Origin of the sequence: Anaerosphaera aminiphila DSM 21120 (assembly GCF_900129925.1) — a bacterium.
Lineage (GTDB): Bacteria > Bacillota > Clostridia > Tissierellales > Peptoniphilaceae > Anaerosphaera > Anaerosphaera aminiphila.
Genome location: NZ_FQXI01000019.1, coordinates 1 through 21,527 on the forward strand (window position 1 = coordinate 1; position 21,527 = coordinate 21,527).

A 21,527-nucleotide genomic window follows, 5' to 3' on the forward strand; every position below is an offset into this window, starting at 1 on the left:
ATACGTGCATTCTTTTTTTGCAAAAAAATAAATGTTGGAGTATTTACCCCAACATTTATTATAGAACCATTTTAAATAAAGTACAAAAAAGACATAGACGAAATTTACATCTATGTCTTTTATATTTTAAGTGAAAATTTTCACTTGTAATTTATTCGTGATTACATCCGGAACATCCAGAACAATTTGAGTGGTCTATTCCAGTACCACAATCACAACCTTTAGACTTTCTAACGTGTTTAATCGCAAAGTAAATTGCTACTAAAATCACAGCTAATAGTAAAAATGTTTGTATATTCATTTTATCTCCTACTCTTTTACGGACCTTTTAACTACATGGTGTTCATCTTTGTATCTATTAGGTCTAAATATAAAGTACAGATATACAAAGAGAATCACAATAGCAATTCCAGTCCAAATATTAAATGCTTCACCTAGTACTAAAACTCTACCAAACTGATAAATCATAAGCGCTACTGTATACGAAAATACTATTTGATATCCCACAGCAAAAGCAAGCCACTTTTTGGAGTTCATTTCTTCTCTCATTGCACCTACAGCTGCAAAACACGGTATTGTAAACTGATTAAAGAACATAAAGCTCACTGCAGATACAGTTGAAAAATTAGATGCTACAAACTCAGCAAGTCCAGGACTTTCCGGTCCAACTTCTCCAAGTCCCATTACAACCCCATAAGTTCCAACTACTACTTCTTTTGCGATTAAACCTAAAACTGTAGCTATTGTAGCTATCCAATCACCAAATCCAAGTGGAGCAAATATCCATTGAAGTTTCTTTCCAATAAATGCTAATAGCGAATCTTCCACATTACCATCAAATTCCATAAATTCACCATGAATGGAAATATTTTTTAAAACCCAAATAGCAACAGTACAAAGCAAGATTATAGTTCCCGCTTTTATAATAAATGCCTTACATCTATTCCAAGTAGCCTTTAATACACTATTCATTTTCGGCATGTGATATTCCGGTAATTCCATTACAAATGGTGCAGGGTCACCAGTAAATAACTTTGTCTTTTTAAGCATAATTCCGGTTATTGCAACTGCCGCAATTCCTCCAAAGTACCAAATTGGCGCATACCACCAGTACCCACCAAGGAAAGCTGCAAAGAGAGCTATAATATCTGTTTTAGCTCCACAAGGCATAAATGATGCAACAGTAATGGTCATACGTCTGTCATTGTCATTTTCAATAGTTCTAGTACCTATAATTCCCGGCACAGAACAACCTGTTCCAATTAGTATTGGTATAAAACTTTTACCACTTAAACCAAATTTTCTAAATAATTTATCAAGAATAAAAGCAATTCTTGACATATATCCCACATCTTCAAGTATAGCTATAAAGAAAAACAACACTGCAATAATAGGTAGAAATCCTAAAACTCCACCGACTCCAGCTATAATTCCATCACCTATTAAAGATACCATCCACTCTGCAACTCCGGCTCCCTCTAGGAAGTTTACTACATTTCCACCAATGATTTCTCCAAAGAAAACATCATTTACCCAGTCAGTAACCGGTCCACCTACTACAGTCATAGACACATAATATATTGCCACCATTATGACTACAAATATTGGAAGTGCTAAAAATCTATTTGTTAAAATTTTATCTGCTTTATCAGAAGTAGTTAACCCCTTGCGGCCTTTTTTTACTGTCTTATTTGTAATATCAGTTACAAAGTTATATCTCTCATCTGTAATTATTCCCTCGCCATCGTCGTCAAACTCTTCTTCTGCTCTTTCTATTATCTTGTCAATATTATTTTGTACATCTTTACTTATTTCTATATCAGAACCTATTTTAGAGTCACTTTCAAATAATTTGATTGCAACCCATCTCTTAGATACATTATCTTTCAAAGTAAGTAAACTCTCAATTTCAGAAATATATTTTTCGGCTTCTGAAGAAAATGTTTCTATCTCCACAAATTCTTTATTTTGCTCCGCCTCTTCAACAGCTACTCTAATTAATTCATCAAGATTTTCATTTTTAATAGCTGAAATTTCAACTACTCTGCAGTTAAGTAATTTTTCAAGCTTTTTAGAGTCAATTACATCCCCGTTTTTCTTGACAACATCCATCATATTTAAAGCCAGTACTAATGGAATGCCTAATTCAGATAGTTGTGTTGCTAAGTACAAGTTTCTCTCAATATTTGATGCATCTATTACATCCACTATTACATCAGGACGCTCTTTTAATAAGTAATCTCTAGATACAACTTCTTCTAAAGTATATGGTGATAGAGAATATATTCCAGGTAAGTCTGTAATTTTTATTTCCCTATTTTTTTTGTATTCTCCGGTTTTTTTCTCAACTGTAACTCCCGGCCAGTTTCCAACATATTGATAAGAACCAGTTAAAGCATTAAACAATGTAGTCTTACCACTATTGGGATTTCCTGCTAAAGCTATTGTTATTCCCAACCTATACACCTTCCTTAACTATTTCTTCTACTTCTATTAAATCAGCATCATCACGTCTTAAGCTGAGTTCATAGTTTCTCACATTTATTTGAACAGGATCACCTAGTGGCGCTACTTTTCTTATATATATTTCCACACCTTTTGTTATCCCCATGTCCATTATTCTTCTCTTTAGCGGCCCCTTGCCACCAATTTTAAGTACTTTGTAATATTTTCCAACTTCAACATCTCTTAAAGTCATTAGTTCCTCCTACAAGTTATTTCACTACTATTGCCTTTGCTATATCATTACCAATAGCTACTCTTGAGTCTTTTACTTTCACAATTAAATTTCCATTGTTTTCATTTACAACAGAAACTTTTGCTCCTTCTACAAAACCAAGATTTGTTAAGTGTCTGTCACAGTTGTCCATTTTACATTTTTTATCTCTAATCTTTACTATTTGAAATTCTTTGTCCTTTGGAACCATTAAAAGATTAAGCATATAACCACTCCCAATAATTGATATTTATTATCATACCATTTTATAAAAAAAATAAACAAATATGTTTATAGCGACTTTTCCTTTTTCCTATTGATAATAATTATTATTTCCTATATCTATTATAATACACTTTAGCTTTTTTTTAAATAGCTATTTTAAATTTTATTTTATATCTATGTACCATCTTATCTATAGTTAAATTAACAATTATTATTTAAAGTTTATTAAAATTCACACAATACTACTTTCAAATGTATATTGCTTAAATAATTTTAACTTGTTCTTTAGTGTATCACAATGTAGCTTACTTAAGCTCATAAAATACACTTTTCCATCTTTATTTTCTTTATTTTAATTTTCCACAAAAAAAAATGATCTTTAAGACCATTTTCTTTCATATGTAGCCATGAACCCATCTTCGAAATAAAGTTCCATACGGTACCCAAGTAGTTAACTCAGATTAGGCACCCCTACGGCACACGCAAAATCTCGCTTAGTGCTGCTTCCGTCAAGACCTGACACGGTTCACAAGCATGCGTTGCGCAGGACCCAACCCTCAACGCCACACACTTGGGGCAGACTATACAACTTTATCCCTAAGATGGGAATTCAACCCTGCTGTAGCGAATTGCAGGTTACAAGGCATCGCTAATTCCCCATCTATCATGGCAATGGCGGAGAGAGGGGGATTCGAACCCCCGAAACAGTTTCCCATTTACGCGCTTTCCAGGCGGGCTCCTTCAGCCACTCGGACATCTCTCCAGGCAAGATTTAATTTTAACCTACTTAGACAATTTTGTCAATAATTTGATTATCCACTTAATTCACTCTTCAGGTTTACTTTTCTCCAATCTATAGTAAAATTTATAGTTAGGAGTGAGTATATGAAAACTAAAGATATTATTTTAAAAAAATTAGAAGAAAATAGAAATATATATATTTCCGGTGAAGATTTGGCAACAGAATTAAATCTATCCAGAACTGCAATTTGGAAAGGAGTAAACTCTTTAAAAGAAGAAGGTTATATAATTAACAGCTCCACCAATAAGGGTTATAAGTTAGATGAAAAAAACGACAAAATTTCAACATTTGGAATAGCCCACAACTTAATAGAACCTTTAAAAGACATTGACATAATGTACTACGACTCTATTGACTCTACAAATACAGAGGCAAAGAGACTCTTATATTCCAAGAACTTAAAAAACTTCACTGCACTGGTATCAGATGAACAAACTGAAGGAAGAGGCAGAAGGGGAAAAGATTTTTCTTCTCCCAAGGGAACGGGAATATATTTATCAGTTGTAATATTTCCAGAAGAAGATTTTAATTTAAGTTCCTTTGATTTAATTACAGTGCGTGCAGCTGTGGCAATTGTAAATGCAATAAAAAATAAAACCAACAAAAATCCTAAAATAAAGTGGGTCAATGATATATTTTTAGATGGTAAAAAAATATGCGGAATTTTATCAGAAGCAGACTCAGATTTTGAATCCAGACAAATTAAATCTATAATTATAGGAATGGGACTTAACTTCACTACAGATGTATCTTCCCTTTCTAAAAACTTAAAGGACATTGCCGGATCTTTAAAACCTGAAAATTTACTTAGAAATGAAATGATTGGTGAAATTTTAAATCAACTTTACAACGCATTTTATAAAATGAGCGACTTTGAAATACTTGAATCTTACAAAGAGCACTCTCTGCTACTTGGTAGAGAAGTTATATTTAAAATAAAAGATGTAAACTACGAAGCCCTTGCCAAAGATATTAATGAGGCAGGAAATTTAATAGTAGAACTTAAAAATGGAGATACTATGACTCTTTCAAGTGGAGAAGTATCTGTAAAGGGAAAAATGTAGTTTGAAATATATTAGCATTAGTGCTAAAATTATATTTCTACAAACCCACTTTTGTGGTACTTGTTCGAGAACTCCAAGTATAAAAAACTATAATATACTTAGCAGTTCTCCTTAATTATTAAGGAGGAATTATGAAAATAGACACAAAAAAACTTACTTTTATTTCATTTTGCATTTCAATAAACATAGTTGGAAGTTTTTTAGCATTTCTCTTAAAGCTTCCCATATATCTTGACAGCATTGGAACTGTATTTATCAGTTTACTATATGGACCCTTTGCCGGAGCTTTAACAGGAGCTTTAAGTTCTGCGACTAGTGGAATGATTTTTGATGTGTACTCTTTTTACTTTATACCTGTTCAAATTGTACTTGGAATCTTAATGGGACTTTCAAAGAATATTTTAAACAGAAGTATAAAACAGAAAGTAGTTCGTGTATTTCTCATATCCATACCCATTTCACTCTTGGGTGCAATTGTAGTAACTCTAATCTTTGATGGAGTTACAAGTTCAGGTTCAGCTTATATCGTGCAATTCTTAAGAGCTCTTGGGCTTAAGACTATTACATCAGTTTTTATTACTCAATTTATAACTGACTTTTTAGATAAGCTATTTGCAACATTCTTAGCTGATAAAATCATTAATTCAAAATCTTTTCGCTATATAATATAATTTTAAGCAGAAAAAAAGAACGCCATATGCGTTCTTTTTATGTATAGCTGGGAAGAAAAAAGATGATTGAAGAATTTCACTTATGTGAAATATCTACATTAATTATATTAACATAATATAAAATAATTTGCAACGTTTTTTCGCTATTAATTTATCACGTTAAAATAATATCTTTACAATTTTCCCACAAATTCCCCTCTAAATATGGTATATTTTACTTAAGAGGTGAAATTATGTTAGATGAAATTATAAAAGACAGAAGAACTATTAGAAAGTTTGAAGACAAACCCGTTCCCAGAGAAATACTTGAAGAAATTTTACAGTACTCTTTAATGGGTCCTTCATATGGAAATGCAAGACCTGTTCAATTTTTAGTTGTTGAAGACAAGGAAAAGCTTAAGGCACTATCTGAAATAGAAACATTTGGCACAAAGTACATTGCCGATGTTCCTGAAGTTATTTTAATTATGGCAGATACGGAAATTTCTCAAACTTGGGTTGAGGAGTGCTCAATAGCTGCAAGTTACTTACAACTTCTAGCTCAGGAAAAAGGACTAAATACTAGCTGGGTAAATTTAAAATCAGGAGAAACTAATGACGGTGTGGAAATTCAAACTTTTTTAAGAACACTTTTTGGAATTCCAAAAAACTTCAGTACACTTTGCATGATTCCAATTGGATATGGCAGTGAAAAAGTTCGCAAGAGAGATGAATTTGACGTGTCTTCTAAAGTTCATTATGAAAAATTTTAAGATCAGATTAATTCTGATCTTTTTATTTTAAAATTAAATTTGTTTTTTATTTACTCAATAGATGATATTATATAGTAATCTAATAATTTACTTTTACCCTATTAAATGTGAAAATACGAATGCATTTAAACTATAAGAAATGAGGAACTATTTTTGAAAAATAATATTAAATCAACTAGAAATATTGTACTTCCAATATTAATAGGACTTATAATAAATTTTATAATTTTCTATGTGGTGCTACCACCTATTAATATTTTTTCCCTTGACTTCTACGTCTTTTTATCAATTTTTACTGTTATCTTTTACGCTTTATTTTCTATTGCAAATAGAGATAAATTTTTAAAAGTGGGAAAATGGCTAATTAAATTTTTAATACTTATCTGGGCAATATTTTTTATTATGGAACTAGTATCTATGATACCATTTCATGCAAAAAAATATGCCAACTTAATTAATAAGGAAGAGGGCGTATTTAGCGAAGATGTAGAGCAGGTTGACTTTGACAAGCTGCCTGTTGTAGACAGATCTACTGCTTTAAAACTTGGCTCTCGTAAAATGGGAGAGATGGGTGATTTAGTTTCACAATATGACATTGATGAGACCTATAGCCAAATAACTGTAGACGGACGTCCTGAAAGAGTTACCCCACTTGTCTATTCCGATTTAATAAAGTGGTTTAGAAACAGCAAAAGCGGAATTCCCTACTATATATCTGTAGATATGGCAAGTCAAGAAGTCGACCTTGTAAAACTTGAAAAACCGATTAGATACTCTTTTACTGATAAATTTTCAAGAGATATAAAAAGGCACATTAGATTTAGATATCCAACTGCCTTAATAGACGAAATAAATTTTGAAATTGACGACGACGGACATCCTTTCTGGATTGCTTCAACACTAAAGCCAACTATTGGCTTAATTGGCGGAATGGATGTAAATGCAGTTATTGTAGTAGATGCGATTACCGGCGAAACTAACAAGTACAAGGCAGATAATGTTCCGGAGTGGATTGACAGAGTTTACTCAGCTAATTTAGTAATTGAACAGTTAAACTGGAATGGCAAACTTAAAAACGGATATATAAATCAATACCTTGGACAAAAAGGTGTTACTAAGCCAACTGACGGATATAATTATCTCTCTATTGGAAATGACATATATCTATACACTGGAATTACTTCAGTTTTAGCAGACAACTCCAATATTGGATTTGTATTGGTAAATATGAGAACTAAGGAAACTAAGTTCTATCCTGTATCTTCGGCTGATGAGTATTCAGTTATGGAGTCAGCTCAAGGAGCGGTTCAAGAAAAGGGATACAAGGCCACATTCCCAATACTCATAAATTTATACAACAGACCGACTTACTTTATGTCCCTTAAGGACAATGCAGATTTAACAAAGATGTTTGCCTTTGTAGATGCTCAAAATTACCAAAATGTATCTACTGGAAGCACACTAAAACAAGCACTTGCAAGTTATGACTTGACAAATTTAAGCTCCGATTCTGAAATAGATGAGTCTTCACTAAAGGATATGACTATTACAGTTAGTGAAATCCAACCTGTTACAATTGATGGAAACACCAATTACTTTATAAGAGCCGTTGATAGCGACACAGTATTTATAGCTACAATAAAATCTAGCAATAGACTTCCATTTATAAAGTCAGGTGACGTTTTAGAAATTAGTGGAGAAGATTTGGGCATTCAATTTAATATTAAAACTATTAAATAATAAATAGAATTTTAAAAATAGATGGGATAATTTCTCATCTATTTTTAATTTACATCTTAAAATTCTGCCCTTCTCTCTTTATTACTTAAACACCTTTTAAAAGGCAACTATATACTATTTTTCAGTTATAATCATTTTACAAAATGAAGTGCATTTATATAATTTATTACAATAGAATTTCATAAAAGATACAAAATCTTCTTAAAATCTTAATGGTTTCTTTAGAATTTCCAAAGGAATTATTAAGATTTTTTTTGTATTATATAGTTAAGTTAAAATATAGGAGGTAGAACAATGAATATTTTAATATTAACAGGAAAGTTTGGAATGGGTCACCTATCTGTTTCAAAGGCGCTTGAAGAAGAATTTAAAGTAATTAATAAAAATATAAATGTAAATATAGTTGATTTAATAGAGTATGTATATCCAAATAGAGCTGAACTAATATATAAGAGTTTTTCCCAAGTAGTAAATATATGCCCTGAACTTTATAACTTAATGTACAAGGCTTCCGAAAAAGTCGAAGTGGATATGAGACTCCCTGGAAATAGTATAAATAAAAAAATGAAAAATCTCATAGATTTATATTCACCTGATATTATAATTTCTACAATTCCAATGTGTTCTAGAACTATTTCAGCTTACAAGGCCGTTTCAAATATAGACATACCACTTGTAACTTGCGTTACAGATATAAGTATGCATATTGAGTGGGTAGCTCCTAAAACAGATTACTACTTAGTTCCAACTTTAGAAATTAAATACAACTTAATAAAAAATGGAATTAACGGGAAAAATATATTTGTAGTTGGAATACCTGTGAAACAAAGTTTTAAAAATATAAGACATAAAGAAAGTTCCTCCAATAAAAAAAATATTCTCATTATGGGAGGAGGGCTGGGTCTGATTCCAAACTTAGATGAAATGATGAATGAACTTGCAAAAATACCAAATTTATCTATAACTATTATTACGGGAAAAAACAAAAGATCTTACCTACAGTTTTTAGATAAGTATAAAAATGCTGAAATTATAGGATTCACGAATGAAGTGGACAAGTATTTAAGCAAGGCAGATATAATAATTACAAAACCCGGCGGAGTAACTTTATTTGAATCAATATTTAGTGAAACTCCAATGTTTGTAATTAAGCCATTTCTTGCTCAAGAAAAAAGTAATGCCAAATACATTGAGGCAAACTCAATAGGAAAAATACTTTGGAGAGACAGAGAAGATACAACTAAGTCACTTTGTGAATTTATATACGACGAAGAAAATTTAAATGCAATGAAAGAAAATATGAGAGAAATAAAAGTTCACACACTTAATAGTAATTTGACAAATGTACTAAAATATCTAATGAATGAGGCAAAATATGAAGTCAACCCTAATTATAATATGTCTATTGTCATATAGTTTAATACCAACATATATATTTAAAATTAAATGGCTATTGGGTTTTAAATCTTCAAATCAGGAAGTAATGCTGACTTTTGACGATGGTCCCGATGCCAAATACACTTTAAGACTTTTAAAGCTCTTAGATAAAAATAATATAAAGGCAAGTTTTTTTATCATTTCAAAATTTGCAGAAGAAAATCCCGCAATTATAAAATTAATACAAGATAGTGGCCATACTATTGGAATTCACTCCCACAGTCACACCAGTAATCTGGTAAGTGGAATTTTTAAGACTAAAGAAAGTTTTACAAACTCTCTAAGAGTAATGGAAAAACTCAATGTAGATGTAAAGTACTACAGACCACCTTGGGGACAAGTTAACCTTGCAATGCTCTACTATCTTAGAAAATATAATTTAAAGTTAGTCTTGTGGAATGTAATGGTTGGAGATTGGAAGAAAAAATCTTCTCCCCTAGATATAGAAACTAAACTCTGCAGTAAAATAGAAAATGGTTCAATTATTTGTCTACATGATGGTCGAGGTGCAAATGAAGCTCCAAAGAGAACTATAGAAGCTCTTAACAACTTACTTCCCTATTTAAAAGACAAATATAACTTTATCACTGTTGGTGAATACTATGAAAAATAAAAATAATAAGTTTATAGCAAATATTTTCTTTTTAATTTTACTTACAGCAATAGTTTTTGCAATAGTATTTAAAAATGAAGACAAGAAAAATTTAATATCTCTTCTAATATCTGTAAATAAAAATTATGTACTCTGTGGAATAGTGCTTGCTCTAATTTCTATACTTGGAGAAGCTTTTAATATAAGGAGACTTTTAAGAATATTTAACTATGACTATTCAATTTTTCAAACTGTTAAATATGCCTTTGTAGGATTTTTCTTCAGTGGAATAACTCCCTCTGCAACAGGCGGTCAACCTATGCAAGTATATGAAATGAGAAAAGACGGAATTGAAATATCTCACTCTTCACTGGTGCTATTAATAGATTTGTTGTCCTACCAACTGGTGTCCTTTTTCTTTGGGCTCTTTGCACTTACTTGGTTTAAAAGTTTAATATTTCAAACGAGTAAGGGTGTATTTTACTTAATAATTATAGGACTAACTATAAACTTAATCGGAATAATATTTATACTACTCTCTATTTTTAATCCCAAGATGTCCACAGCTATTTCAAAAGTGCTGTATTTTATTATAGATAAGCTGCCCTTGATAAGAGATATTAAAAAATCTAAATTTAAAACTTCTATTGCCACACAAATTAAAGAGTATAATATCTGTTCAAAGTATATTGTTCAAAATAAATTATCTCTCTTAAAGACTTTTCTCACCACCACAGTTCAAATGTTTAGTTTGTTTAGCGTATCCTACATAGTTTACCTAGCCCTTGGAGGAACTGAGCACTCTATACTGGACTTAGTATTCTTGCAGAGTTTAATATACACAGCCTCTTCCTATATACCTCTTCCCGGAGGAATTGGTGCAAGTGAAACAAGTTTCCTGCTGTTATTTAAAAACATATATCCCAGAGGATTTATACACATAGCAATGCTACTTACTAGGGGAATTTGTTTTTATCTCTTACTTTTAATAAGTTTAGTCGTAATATTATCGTACAGCTTTTTAAAATATAAAAAATTATTGACAAGCAACAATCTCTATAGTAAACTATAAAATAATTTAATCTCAGAATACAGTGAAAGAGAAAGTAATTTTACTATGGTTATAAAAGAGAGGTTCTGCACCGGTGAGAGGAACTATAACATTTTAAAATGAAAATGGCTCTGGAGTACCATACCGAAATATTTTTATTAAGGCTATGGCGGATTTCCCCGATAACGGAATAGGGTATGTTTGTACCCGATGAGATCTGTATTGTGAGATATAGATAAATAGAAGTGGTAACGCGTTAATAATGCCTTCTTTGCAAATTGCAAAGAGGGCTTTTTTTTATTAAGATTATTAAATATAAGGAGGAGTTTTATGAATTTAGTACCATTTAAAAACGATATTGTAGGAAGTTTTTTAAGGCCTCAGGAATTAAAAAAGGCCAGAGAAAAATTTAAATCCGGCGAAATAACCAGAGCAGATCTCAAAACAATTGAGGACAAGTTAATAATTGACTTAATTAAAAAGCAAGAATCCAACGGCTTAAAAGCTGTTACCGACGGAGAATTCAGACGCAGATGGTGGCATCTTGACTTCATTGTTAATTTAAATGGATTGGAAAAACTCTCTTTGGGAGATGCTACAATCTTTCAAGATGTCCATGCAAAAGACGTAGAGAGTTACTCTGTAAATGGAAAGATAAGTTTTCCAAAAGACCATCCTTTTTTAGATGACTTTAAATTTGTAAGAGACCTCTGCGAAAATTCCATTGCAAAGCAAACTATTCCAGGTCCTAATATGGTCTACTACTCCGGCGTACTTACATCAAAAAAATATTTAGACAATCCATACTATGAAAACTTAAAAGACCTTGAAGATGACCTTGTAAAAGCTTATCAAGATGCCATTCAAGCTTTTTACGATGTCGGATGTAGATATCTTCAACTTGACGATACCGCTTGGGGAGCTCTAGCAGATCCAAAATCTCAAGAACTTATAAGGTCACTTGGATACGACCCTATTGAACTAGTGCAAAAATTTGGCGACCTAACCGAGAGAGCTCTTGAAAATAAACCTGAGGACATGGGAATTACATTCCACATGTGTAGAGGTAACTTCCAATCCTCCTGGCTATATGAAGGTGATTACGATTTAATTTCAAAGCGCCTTTTTGAAATTGAAAATTTTGACGGATTTTTCTTGGAATATGACTCTAAGAGAGCCGGAGATTTTAAGCCGCTAAAAAATTTAAAAAATCAAAAAATAGTTCTTGGACTTATCACATCTAAAAGTCCACAACTTGAAAAAATTGAAGACTTAATAGAAAGAGTAAAAGAAGCGGCTGAATACGTTCCATTAAAACAAATTTGTGTTTCACCACAATGTGGCTTTGCATCAACAGAAGAAGGCAATCACTTAACAGAAGAAGACCAATGGAAAAAAGTAAGACTTTGTAAGGAACTTGCAGATAAAATTGAAGCTTTGTAAAACATTGAAATTATATACCGATTATTAAATATGTAATGACAAAAAGCAAAGTCTTTAAGTTTTAAATTCACTTAAAGACTTTACTTCTGTCACATTTTTATCTCCTATAAAAATTTAAACATAACCTTACTTTTCACGTTTGATTAATTAAAATCACCTGTATTTTTATAACTCTCTCCCCAATCAGACATTGAATTCAACACAGACTTTAAACTTGCTCCTGTCTTTGTCAAGCTGTATTCTACTCTAGGTGGAACTTCAGCATAGACTTTCCTGTTTACCAATCCTGCTTCTTCCATATCTCTTAAATTAGAAGTTAAAACTTTCTGAGAAATATTTCCAATTGACTTTCTAAGCTCTCCAAATCTCTTAGTACCATCTAATAAATCCCTTACAATTAAAAATTTCCACTTGTTTCCAATTAACATCAAAGTTACTTCCACGGGACAATCAGGTAATTTATCCACAAATTCACCTCCAATAGTTTCTTTTTGTTACCTATAGAACAAAAAGGTATCTACTTTACAAAATATGTATACTATTATATCATAAACTTATAAGAAGATATCATTATGTAATTAGGAGGTATGAGTTATGAAAATTGCAGTACTGGCAGCAAATGGAAGAGCAGGTCAACTTATAGTAGAAGAAGCTGTAAATAGAAATCTTGATGTAACGGCAGTTGTAAGGGGAAAAAATAAGAGTAAAGCACCCAAGTCAATTTCAAAGGACATTCTCAATTTGACTTACGAAGATTTAAAGGACTTTAATGTAATTATTGATGCCTTTGGCGCTTGGACTTCTGAAACTCTACCACTTCATAGCACCACATTAAAACACCTATGTGACATTTTAAGTGGAAAAGAAAATAGACTATTAGTGGTGGGAGGAGCAGGAAGTCTCTACGTAAATAAAGAACATACTCAGCGACTAATGGATACAAAAGATTTTCCAGATGATTTTAAACCACTTGCTACAAATATGGCTAAGTCACTGGATGAACTTAGATTAAGAGATGATGTCAATTGGACTTATTTAAGCCCTGCATCAGATTTTCAAGCTGATGGAAAGCGAACAGGCAAATACATCTTAGCCGGAGAAGAACTGACAAATAATTCAAATGGAAAAAGCGAAATAAGCTATGCAGATTTTGCAATAGCAATGGTTGATGAAGCAGTTTCCGGAAACCACATTAAAGAGAGAATTTCAGTAGTAGTTGAATAAAATATTAGAAAATAAAAAACAAATGTAGGCATTTTATCTGTCTACATTTGTTTTTTTACATTACCATACTTGCTATAAAACCTAATATAAGTAAATGAAGTGGATAGAATATATAAAATAGCCACTTACTAAACTTAGAATTATTTCCTCTTTCTCCATTGTAGTGGTTAAGTAGAAAAATCGGAACTAACATTCCAATTTGAGATAGCATTGTCTTATAATATGGCAATTGTGCCATAAATTCTTCTTTACTAAAATAAAAGTACATCATGGGAATATTAATAAAGTTAATTAAACTACCCATTAAAACTATAATTACATAGTTAAATGCCTGATTTTTAAAATTTCCATAGTAATAGTCAAATCCAAGCATTATAATTATGCCAGTAATTCCCCAATCTCCTATTGACGAAATCATTAATATTAAAATTAATAAAATAGCCTTTAAAAATAAATTACTTACCTTTCTACTTACATGCACTGCAATAACTCCTAAGAATATTGTGTAAATTACATTTAAACTTAAAAAATTTAAATGGTTTAAATTTCCTCCCGCATTAAAATATATAAAGGGAAAATAACTTATTATTGCAAATATTCCAAGTCTTGTAATATATTTTTTAAGATTACTTGTGTGGTGATAGCCTTCCACAGCCATGTAAAACATTACAGGCCCTGTGATTCTGCCAACAAAGTGCATTGCTATCCCAAGCCAGCTGTCATATGGTACAAATCCCGCTGCAATATGGTCAATTAGCATAGCTATAATTGCTATTATCTTTAGTTGGTAGTTATTAAGACCCTTTCTTTTAACTTCCAATTCCATAATAAACCTCCCCTTACATTTATTAGAATTTATATTAACTATACACCTAATTTATTAAGAACTTATTAAGTTTTAATAAAAAGAGAGCTTGAGCAAATTATATACTCAAACTCTTCTTTCTTCTCCTATTAATAAATAATTCGCCTTGCAGACTGCAACTTGTAAGGACAATATTCCATTACACCCAAAACTTATGAATAATTATTAAATACTATTTAAAATTATAACTTAAAATATAAAAACACCTTCGCCAATTTAACATTATAAATTAACGAAGGTGTTTTCTATTTATATTGATTTAACAACTAATTTTCCATCTTCTACATCGATGAGAATTGTTCCATTTTCTTCAACTGTACCTTTTATTATCATTTTAGATATTTCAGTTTCAACATTAGATTGAATAAATCTCTTAACTGGTCTAGCACCATACTGAACGTTATAGGCTTTATTTAATATTAAATTAAGTGCCTCTTCTGTATCCTGAATTTTAATATTTCTGTCTTGAAGTTTATCTTCAATTTCTCTTATTTGAACTTCTATTATCTTAAATATTTCATCTCTGGCAAGTGGCTTAAACATAACTATTTCATCTATTCTGTTTAAAAATTCCGGTCTGAATTTAACTTTCATTTCAGAATCTACCATTTCTCTGGTTTCTTCTGTAATATTTCCATCAACGCCAATTCCATCAATTAAATAAGAAGAGCCAATATTTGAAGTCATAATAATTACAGTGTTTTTAAAATCCACTGTCCTTCCCTGATTGTCTGTAAGTCTGCCATCGTCTAACACTTGAAGTAATATGTTAAATACATCAGGATGGGCTTTTTCAATTTCATCAAAGAGTATTACACTGTATGGCTTTCTTCTAACTGCCTCAGTTAACTGTCCGCCTTCATCATAGCCCACATATCCCGGAGGAGAACCTACAAGTCTTGAAACTGAATGTTTTTCCATATACTCACTCATATCTATACGAATCATATTTCTCTCATCATCAAATAGTATTTCTGTAAGTGCCTTTGCTGTCTCTGTCTTACCAACTCCAGTAGGCCCTAAAAATATAAAGGAACCAATTGGTCGATTTTCACTTTTAAGTCCTGCTCTGGCTCTAATAACTGCGTCTGAAACAGCTTCTACTGCCTCGTCTTGTCCTATAACTCTATTGTGAAGGGTTTCTGAAAGATTTAAAAGTTTATCTCTTTGAGATTGGTTTAATTTTTCAACCGGTATTCCTGTCCACCTTGAAACAACTTCAGCTATTTCATCTTCTGTAACTTCTTCTTTTACCATTGAATCTTCGCCCTTAGTCTTCTCTTCTACTGTCTTTAATTTTTCTTCAAGTTTCGGAAGTTCTCCATATTTAAGTTTTGAAAGTTTTTCCAAGTCATAGGCTCTTTCCGCTTCTTCTATTTCATGTTTTATTTCATCTATTTGTTTTTTTACATCTTTTACTTTTTCAAGTTCTTGTTTTTCACTTTCCCACTTAGCTTTTAATATATCAAATTGTGACTTTTCTTCAGATAGTTCTTCTTCTAAATCTTCAAGTCTCTTTTTAGATGCATCATCTGTTTCTTTTTTTAATGCTTCTCTTTCAATTTCCAGTTGAAGGATTTTTCTTCGGATATCGTCAATTTCTGTTGGCATGGAGTCAATTTCAGTTCTGAGCATTGCACAGGACTCGTCCATTAAGTCAATTGCCTTATCAGGTAAAAACCTGTCTGAAATATATCTATCTGAAAGAGTTGCCGCTGCTATTACTGCAGAATCTGAAATTCTTATTCCGTGATAGATTTCATATTTTCCCTTAATGCCCCTTAGTATTGAAATAGTATCTTCCACAGTAGGTTCAGATACTAATACTTTTTGGAAACGCCTTTCAAGTGCCGGATCTTTTTCAATGTATTTTCTATATTCATCAAGTGTAGTTGCTCCTATTGCATGGAGTTCTCCTCTTGCAAGCATTGGTTTTAATAAGTTTGAAGCGTCCATCGCACCTTCTGTCTTACCTGCTCCTACAATATTGTGAATTTCATCAATGAACATGAGAATTTCTCCATCGCTTTTTTCAACTTCAGAAAGCACTGCCTTTAATCTCTCTTCAAATTCTCCTCTGTACTTTGCACCGGCTACTAAAGCTCCCATGTCTAGTGAAAATATAGTCTTGTTCTTTAATCCCTCGGGTACGTCTCCACTTATTATTCTTTGAGCTAGTCCTTCAACTATTGCGGTTTTACCAACGCCCGGTTCTCCAATTAATACCGGATTGTTCTTTGTTCTTCTTGATAGAATTCTTATTACATTTCTAACTTCTTCATCTCTTCCTATTACCGGGTCCATTTTACCTTGCTTAGCTTCAAGGGTTAAATCTCTGCCATATTTTTCAAGAGAGTCATAAGTTCCCTCAGGATTATCAGTCCTTACATTTTGATTTCCTCTAATCTTCTTTAAAGCTTCTAAAAAGCCCTCCATGCTCAAATGATACTTTGAGAATATTTTAGAGGACTTTGTATTTTTTTGTGATAAAAGTGCCATATAGAGGTGCTCTACTGATACATAGTCATCTCCAAATTGTTCTGTATACCTCAGTGATTTTTCTAAGACATCTGAAAATTCCTTTGATGCATATTGACTTCCGCCACTTTGCTTTGGAAGTTTTGCAATTTCATCATCAATGTCTTTTAAAAACATTTCCAGTCCAATACCCATATACTTTAAAATCTTAGGTATTAATCCATCTGAGTCTTCAACTAATGCTCTGTGAAGATGAATTTCCTCTATTTGAGGATTTCCATACTCTGTTGCAATTGACTGAGCTGATTGCACCGCTTCAATTGACTTTTGAGTAAACTTTTCAAAATTCATAACATCACTCCTTAACAATATAATTATTTATTAGAAATTTTTTTAAGTTCTTCGTAAATTTTAGTTTGTTCTTCTGTTAAATGAGGAGGGTTTACTATATTAAATTTTACAAATAAATCTCCCACATTTCCTGCTATATTTTTAAATCCCTTATTTGGAATTCTAAGTTTATTTCCTCCTTTAAATCCCTTTGGAATTTGAACTTTAATTTTGCCACTTAGTGTTGGCACAACTACTTTATCTCCGAGAGCTGCCTGCCAAGGAAAAACATCTTCTTCCTTAGTAATATTTAATCCGTCTAGTTGCTCTGTCGTTGAAGTATATACATCTATTTTAAATAAAATATCACCAGTAATTCCATATTTATCAGCTTTTACCTTTACCTTTTTCCCAGGTGTAATACCAGCCGGAACTTTAACGGTAATGTCTACACTTTGTCCATTTAAAGAAAGAGATACATTTTTTGTAGTTCCATTATATGCCTCACTTAGTGAAATACTTAAATCAGTATTATAACTTTGTCTAGAAGATGCTCTCTTGCTCTTCTTTGATCCTCTGCCGCCTAAGTCTGAGAACAAATCTGAGATATTAAATCCTCCTGAAGAGTGGTTTCCTCCTCCACCTTGGGAACCAAAAAACATATCAAAGAAATCAGAAAAATCTCCGCTTCCACTTGAATTTGTATAAGTGTATCCATATTGAGAAGGATCAAAATTTGCACCGTCTGAAAAATTATAACTTGATCCAAAAGTATCATATTTCTTTTTCTTTTCAGGATCAGATAATACTTCATAGGCCTCATTTATTTCCTTGAACTTCTCTTGCAGCTTTTCATCACCTTGATTTAAGTCAGGATGATATTTTTTTGCAAGCTTTCTGTAGGCTGATTTAATTTCCTTATCGCTTGCATCCTTCTTTACTCCTAGTACTTCATAATAATCTCTGTATTCCAATTAACATCACTTCCTTAATGTCAATATTATTATTGACCTTCTTTGACCTTAATTAATTATAACCTATTTAACTGTCAAAATCAATAGTAATTGCAATATAATTAAAGTTTTATTCATCTATATAATTATATACTATTGCCCTTATTAATAAATCTTATATAAGATATATACGTTCTTTTTAAGATTTTCGGGTAACATACTAGTATAGTTAATTTGCATTAAACATAAATTTTAAGTAGGAGGTAAAAATGAATAATTTAGTTAGTGAAATTAAAAAATTAGTAGAATTAAACAAGGACAAATATGAGGAACTTGCTGATTTTTTATGGAACAATCCCGAAATCGGTCTATTAGAGTACAAATCTTCTGACAAAATAAAATCAATCTTATCAGAAGCCGGTTTTAACATTGAAGATAAAGTTGGCGGAATAGACACAGCTTTCTTCGCATCTTATGGAAGTGGAAAACCGGTTGTAGGACTTTCCTGTGAATATGATGCACTCCCAGGGCTTAGCCAAAGATCAGATACATATGAGAAATGTCCTGTAGAGGAAGGTGCTGCCGGACATGCCTGTGGCCATAACTTACTTGGAAGTGGAGTTGTTGGAACTGCATTAGTACTTAAAGACTATATGGATAAGTATAATCTAAAGGGAACCATAAAACTACTTGGAACTCCTTCTGAAGAAAGAGATGCCTGTAAAACTTTTTTGGGACGTGATGGCTATTTTGATGATTTAGATTTTGCATTGACATGGCATCCTGAATCTGCAAATAGAATTTGGGGTGGAGGTTCTCTGGCAAATACTATTGCAGTATTTAATTTTAAAGGTAAGTCATCTCATGCTGCTGCAGCTCCTCATCTTGGACGTTCAGCGCTAGATGCCGTAGAACTTATGAATGTAGGTGTGAATTATTTAAGAGAACACATTATTCCTGAAGCAAGAGTCCACTATGCTTATTTAGACGTAGGTGGAAATGCTCCAAATGTAGTACAACCTACTGCAAGTATTTACTATTTTATGAGGAGTCCTAAAATTGAAGACTCCACAGAAATTTATAAGAGAATTATTGATATCGCAAAAGGTGCTGCTCTTATGACGCAAACCCAAGTTGAAGTTGACTTAAAAGCAGCAATAGCAGATTATCTTCCAAATCGCACTCTTTCTAAAGTACTGTATGAGTCAATATTAGAATATGGAGTTGCTGAGTTTGACGAAGAAGATTTTGAAATTGCCTCAAACTATTTTAAAACCTTTGACGACGAAACCAGAAATGCAGGAATTAAAAATACAGAAAAATTCTTTGGAAAAGAAAAAGCAGCTGAAATGCTAAATAAGGGTTTGACTACAGAAATGAGACCTTATAGTGGAGAATTTGAAGAAATTGAAGTAATAACTTCCGATGTTGGTGAGTTAAGTCACTATACTCCTACAGCTCAGATGTTTATGGCTACATCTGCAATAGGAACACCTCTTCACTCATGGCAAATGGCTGCCCAAGCCAATACTTCCATAGCTAAAAAAGGTCTAGACGCAACAGTAGGAGCGCTTGCTCTTACAGCTATAAAAGCAATGCAAGACCCTGACACTATAAAAAAAGCTCAAGAAGAATTATTCTCAGAAGTTGGAAAATATAAAACACCACTTCCTGATGAAGTAAAACTTCGCAACCCAAAAGTTGAACCATAAATTTAGGAGGTAAAAATCATGACTAATAATACGAAAAATGAATCCCCTTTAAAAAAGAAACAGCGTGGTAATCTCAATCCCTATATGCTATTATTTTGTGTAATTATATTTGCAGGGCTGTTGAGTTTTGTAGTAAGCCCGGGTGCCTATGATAGGGAGATAATAAACGACAGAACCGTTCTTGACCCTACTAGTTATCATATTGTCGAAAAAACTCCGGTGTCCTTCCTGGACTTCTTCAGAGCTATTCCCTATGGATTAATAGGCTCCGGAAATGTAGTATTTCTCATACTCTTAGTTGGTGGAGTAATTGAATTATTAAATGCAACTGGCTCTCTTGGAATGGGTATACATAAAATCATTCAAGTTGTTGGAAATAAAGGCAGCAACTTAATTCTTTGGATATTTATGATATTCTTCTCAATTCTTGGAGGGTTCCTTGGCTGGGTTGAGGCAGCTATTCCCTTTGTTCCAATAGTAGTACCTATAATAATTTCACTTGGATATGATGCAATGACTGCAGGAGCTGTTGTTATTTTAGGACTACTTGTGTCCTTTGCTGTAGGTCCAACGAATGTGTATACTGTTGGTATAGCACATGATGTAGCTGAACTTCCAATGTTTTCTGGAATAGAATTCAGATTTATTGTTTACTTTGTATTTGTATTAACTGCTATTTTATATACTACAAGATATGCAAGCAAAGTTAAAAAAAATCCTGAACTCTCTCTTACAAAAGAAGTTGATATCAGTAAATTTCAAATTGACTTTTCTCAGTTTGAAAACAAATTAATGAGTACAGCTCAAAAATTATCACTTCTTTCTCTTTTAGTTACTTTCGTAGTAGTAATGTACGGAATGTTAAAATTGGATTGGAATATTAATGATATGACTGCAAGCTTTTTAGTTTGTGGAATAATTGTAGCAGTTGTAAATAGAATGGGCGTTAACAATGCTATTGATACCATGATGGTAGGAATTAAAGGTTCTATGGGCGGAGCAATGATAGTCGGAGTTGCAAGAGGCGTTCAATGGATGCTAGAAACCGGTGGAACTATTGATCCAATTATTCACGGACTTGCAGAATTAATTTCAGGTTGGTCTCCATTTGCTTCAGCTATAGGAATTTTCATAGTTGTTTCGCTTTTAAATGGCCTAGTACCATCCGGTTCCGGAAAAGCAGTTGCACTTATGCCTCTTATAATTCCATTAGCTGACTTAGTTGGCATTACAAGACAAACAGCAACTCTTGCTTACCAATTTGGAGATGGACTTACTAACATGGCATGGTTTACTTATGGAACACTACTTATGTTCTTAAGTATGGCCAACGTGCCTCTAAAAAAATGGTATAAATTTATACTGCCTCTAATGCTAATACTACTAGTATATATACTTATCTTCTTGTTTATTGCAGTTAAAATAAATTATGGACCATTTTAATCTTTAAAATATAAAAATATTATTTTATA

Annotated in this window: 19 protein-coding genes, 1 tRNA gene, 1 other RNA gene and 1 other annotated feature; of the genes, 11 read left to right on the top strand and 10 right to left on the bottom strand. The window is 32.2% G+C overall.

The annotated features are described in order from the left end of the window. Positions 1-151: 151 nt before the first annotated feature. The 6 genes from BUB47_RS09005 to BUB47_RS09030 form a co-directional block, all read right to left on the bottom strand. Positions 152-301, bottom strand: coding sequence for a FeoB-associated Cys-rich membrane protein (locus BUB47_RS09005; RefSeq protein ID WP_083529190.1), 150 nt, complete (start codon positions 299-301; stop codon positions 152-154). Positions 302-309: 8 nt separating this feature from the next. Continuing rightward, positions 310-2,457, bottom strand: coding sequence for a ferrous iron transport protein B (feoB, locus tag BUB47_RS09010; protein ID WP_073185573.1), 2,148 nt, complete (start codon positions 2,455-2,457; stop codon positions 310-312). Between the two features lies 1 nt (position 2,458). Beyond that, positions 2,459-2,698, bottom strand: coding sequence for a FeoA family protein (locus tag BUB47_RS09015; protein ID WP_073185575.1), 240 nt, complete (start codon positions 2,696-2,698; stop codon positions 2,459-2,461). Between the two features lie 16 nt (positions 2,699-2,714). Then, the gene (locus tag BUB47_RS09020) at positions 2,715-2,942 is read right to left on the bottom strand and encodes a FeoA family protein (RefSeq protein ID WP_073185577.1); all 228 of its coding nucleotides are present in this window, start codon (positions 2,940-2,942) and stop codon (positions 2,715-2,717) included. A gap of 404 nt (positions 2,943-3,346) precedes the next feature. Further along, positions 3,347-3,611, bottom strand: an RNA gene (ffs, locus tag BUB47_RS09025) — signal recognition particle sRNA large type. A gap of 3 nt (positions 3,612-3,614) precedes the next feature. Beyond that, positions 3,615-3,704 (bottom strand) — tRNA-Ser (locus BUB47_RS09030). Between the two features lie 122 nt (positions 3,705-3,826). Between BUB47_RS09030 and BUB47_RS09035 the strand changes: the two genes are divergently transcribed. From BUB47_RS09035 to BUB47_RS09070, 8 genes are all read left to right on the top strand, one after another. Then, the gene (locus BUB47_RS09035) at positions 3,827-4,807 is read left to right on the top strand and encodes a biotin--[acetyl-CoA-carboxylase] ligase (protein WP_073185579.1); all 981 of its coding nucleotides are present in this window, start codon (positions 3,827-3,829) and stop codon (positions 4,805-4,807) included. Between the two features lie 131 nt (positions 4,808-4,938). Continuing rightward, entirely contained in the window at positions 4,939-5,478 is a 540-nt protein-coding gene (locus BUB47_RS09040; RefSeq protein WP_083529191.1) for an ECF transporter S component, read from the top strand. 233 nt (positions 5,479-5,711) lie between these two features. Continuing rightward, entirely contained in the window at positions 5,712-6,230 is a 519-nt protein-coding gene (locus BUB47_RS09045) for a nitroreductase family protein (protein ID WP_073185583.1), read from the top strand. Between the two features lie 153 nt (positions 6,231-6,383). Next, positions 6,384-7,970, top strand: coding sequence for a hypothetical protein (locus BUB47_RS09050; protein ID WP_234945657.1), 1,587 nt, complete (start codon positions 6,384-6,386; stop codon positions 7,968-7,970). Between the two features lie 294 nt (positions 7,971-8,264). Then, entirely contained in the window at positions 8,265-9,386 is a 1,122-nt protein-coding gene (locus tag BUB47_RS09055) for an MGDG synthase family glycosyltransferase (protein ID WP_073185585.1), read from the top strand. Then, positions 9,346-10,020, top strand: coding sequence for a polysaccharide deacetylase family protein (locus BUB47_RS09060; protein WP_073185586.1), 675 nt, complete (start codon positions 9,346-9,348; stop codon positions 10,018-10,020). The genes BUB47_RS09055 and BUB47_RS09060 overlap by 41 nt, the downstream gene beginning before the upstream one ends. After that, complete coding sequence (locus BUB47_RS09065; RefSeq protein WP_073185588.1) at positions 10,010-11,071, top strand: lysylphosphatidylglycerol synthase transmembrane domain-containing protein; 1,062 nt, start codon at positions 10,010-10,012, stop codon at positions 11,069-11,071. Before BUB47_RS09060 ends, BUB47_RS09065 begins: the two co-directional genes overlap by 11 nt. Positions 11,072-11,084: 13 nt before the next feature. Beyond that, positions 11,085-11,323 (top strand) — a binding site (T-box leader). Between the two features lie 57 nt (positions 11,324-11,380). Further along, a complete protein-coding gene (locus BUB47_RS09070; protein WP_073185590.1) occupies positions 11,381-12,493 on the top strand; it encodes a 5-methyltetrahydropteroyltriglutamate--homocysteine S-methyltransferase in 1,113 nt (370 codons plus the stop codon). A gap of 143 nt (positions 12,494-12,636) precedes the next feature. On the opposite strand, the gene BUB47_RS09075 is transcribed toward BUB47_RS09070, so the two are convergent. Next, complete coding sequence (locus BUB47_RS09075) at positions 12,637-12,960, bottom strand: winged helix-turn-helix transcriptional regulator (RefSeq protein ID WP_234945658.1); 324 nt, start codon at positions 12,958-12,960, stop codon at positions 12,637-12,639. Between the two features lie 127 nt (positions 12,961-13,087). On the opposite strand from BUB47_RS09075, the gene BUB47_RS09080 reads away from it, so the two are divergent. Next, positions 13,088-13,717: an NAD(P)-dependent oxidoreductase gene (locus BUB47_RS09080; protein ID WP_073185592.1), complete on the top strand. Its 630-nt coding sequence runs from the start codon at positions 13,088-13,090 to the stop codon at positions 13,715-13,717. A 55-nt stretch (positions 13,718-13,772) separates the two neighbouring features. On the opposite strand, the gene BUB47_RS09085 is transcribed toward BUB47_RS09080, so the two are convergent. From BUB47_RS09085 to BUB47_RS09095, 3 genes are all read right to left on the bottom strand, one after another. Then, complete coding sequence (locus tag BUB47_RS09085; protein WP_073185593.1) at positions 13,773-14,543, bottom strand: TraX family protein; 771 nt, start codon at positions 14,541-14,543, stop codon at positions 13,773-13,775. A gap of 288 nt (positions 14,544-14,831) precedes the next feature. Then, the gene (gene clpB, locus BUB47_RS09090; RefSeq protein WP_073185595.1) at positions 14,832-17,411 is read right to left on the bottom strand and encodes an ATP-dependent chaperone ClpB; all 2,580 of its coding nucleotides are present in this window, start codon (positions 17,409-17,411) and stop codon (positions 14,832-14,834) included. A gap of 23 nt (positions 17,412-17,434) precedes the next feature. Beyond that, complete coding sequence (locus BUB47_RS09095) at positions 17,435-18,364, bottom strand: DnaJ C-terminal domain-containing protein (protein ID WP_073185597.1); 930 nt, start codon at positions 18,362-18,364, stop codon at positions 17,435-17,437. Positions 18,365-18,612: 248 nt separating this feature from the next. Here BUB47_RS09095 and BUB47_RS09100 point away from each other — a divergent pair, with 248 nt between their 5' ends. Continuing rightward, positions 18,613-20,055, top strand: a complete 1,443-nt coding sequence (locus BUB47_RS09100; RefSeq protein WP_073185599.1) for an amidohydrolase — start codon at positions 18,613-18,615, stop codon at positions 20,053-20,055. 18 nt (positions 20,056-20,073) lie between these two features. Continuing rightward, on the top strand, positions 20,074-21,498 hold the full coding sequence (locus tag BUB47_RS09105; protein ID WP_073185601.1) for a YfcC family protein: 1,425 nt from the start codon (positions 20,074-20,076) through the stop codon (positions 21,496-21,498). Positions 21,499-21,527: the final 29 nt, after the last annotated feature.

What these genes read in the sequence shown, in the direction of transcription:
- BUB47_RS09065 (WP_073185588.1), top strand. Translation starts at nt 10,010, where the DNA reads ATGAAAAATAAAAATAATAAGTTTATAGCAAATATTTTCTTTTTAATT.
- BUB47_RS09055 (WP_073185585.1), top strand. Translation starts at nt 8,265, where the DNA reads ATGAATATTTTAATATTAACAGGAAAGTTTGGAATGGGTCACCTATCT.
- BUB47_RS09100 (WP_073185599.1), top strand. Translation starts at nt 18,613, where the DNA reads ATGAATAATTTAGTTAGTGAAATTAAAAAATTAGTAGAATTAAACAAG.
- clpB (WP_073185595.1), bottom strand. Translation starts at nt 17,411, where the DNA reads ATGAATTTTGAAAAGTTTACTCAAAAGTCAATTGAAGCGGTGCAATCA.
- BUB47_RS09040 (WP_083529191.1), top strand. Translation starts at nt 4,939, where the DNA reads ATGAAAATAGACACAAAAAAACTTACTTTTATTTCATTTTGCATTTCA.
- BUB47_RS09005 (WP_083529190.1), bottom strand. Translation starts at nt 301, where the DNA reads ATGAATATACAAACATTTTTACTATTAGCTGTGATTTTAGTAGCAATT.
- BUB47_RS09045 (WP_073185583.1), top strand. Translation starts at nt 5,712, where the DNA reads ATGTTAGATGAAATTATAAAAGACAGAAGAACTATTAGAAAGTTTGAA.
- BUB47_RS09060 (WP_073185586.1), top strand. Translation starts at nt 9,346, where the DNA reads ATGAAGTCAACCCTAATTATAATATGTCTATTGTCATATAGTTTAATA.
- BUB47_RS09085 (WP_073185593.1), bottom strand. Translation starts at nt 14,543, where the DNA reads ATGGAATTGGAAGTTAAAAGAAAGGGTCTTAATAACTACCAACTAAAG.
- BUB47_RS09020 (WP_073185577.1), bottom strand. Translation starts at nt 2,942, where the DNA reads ATGCTTAATCTTTTAATGGTTCCAAAGGACAAAGAATTTCAAATAGTA.
- BUB47_RS09105 (WP_073185601.1), top strand. Translation starts at nt 20,074, where the DNA reads ATGACTAATAATACGAAAAATGAATCCCCTTTAAAAAAGAAACAGCGT.
- BUB47_RS09035 (WP_073185579.1), top strand. Translation starts at nt 3,827, where the DNA reads ATGAAAACTAAAGATATTATTTTAAAAAAATTAGAAGAAAATAGAAAT.
- BUB47_RS09015 (WP_073185575.1), bottom strand. Translation starts at nt 2,698, where the DNA reads ATGACTTTAAGAGATGTTGAAGTTGGAAAATATTACAAAGTACTTAAA.
- BUB47_RS09070 (WP_073185590.1), top strand. Translation starts at nt 11,381, where the DNA reads ATGAATTTAGTACCATTTAAAAACGATATTGTAGGAAGTTTTTTAAGG.
- BUB47_RS09080 (WP_073185592.1), top strand. Translation starts at nt 13,088, where the DNA reads ATGAAAATTGCAGTACTGGCAGCAAATGGAAGAGCAGGTCAACTTATA.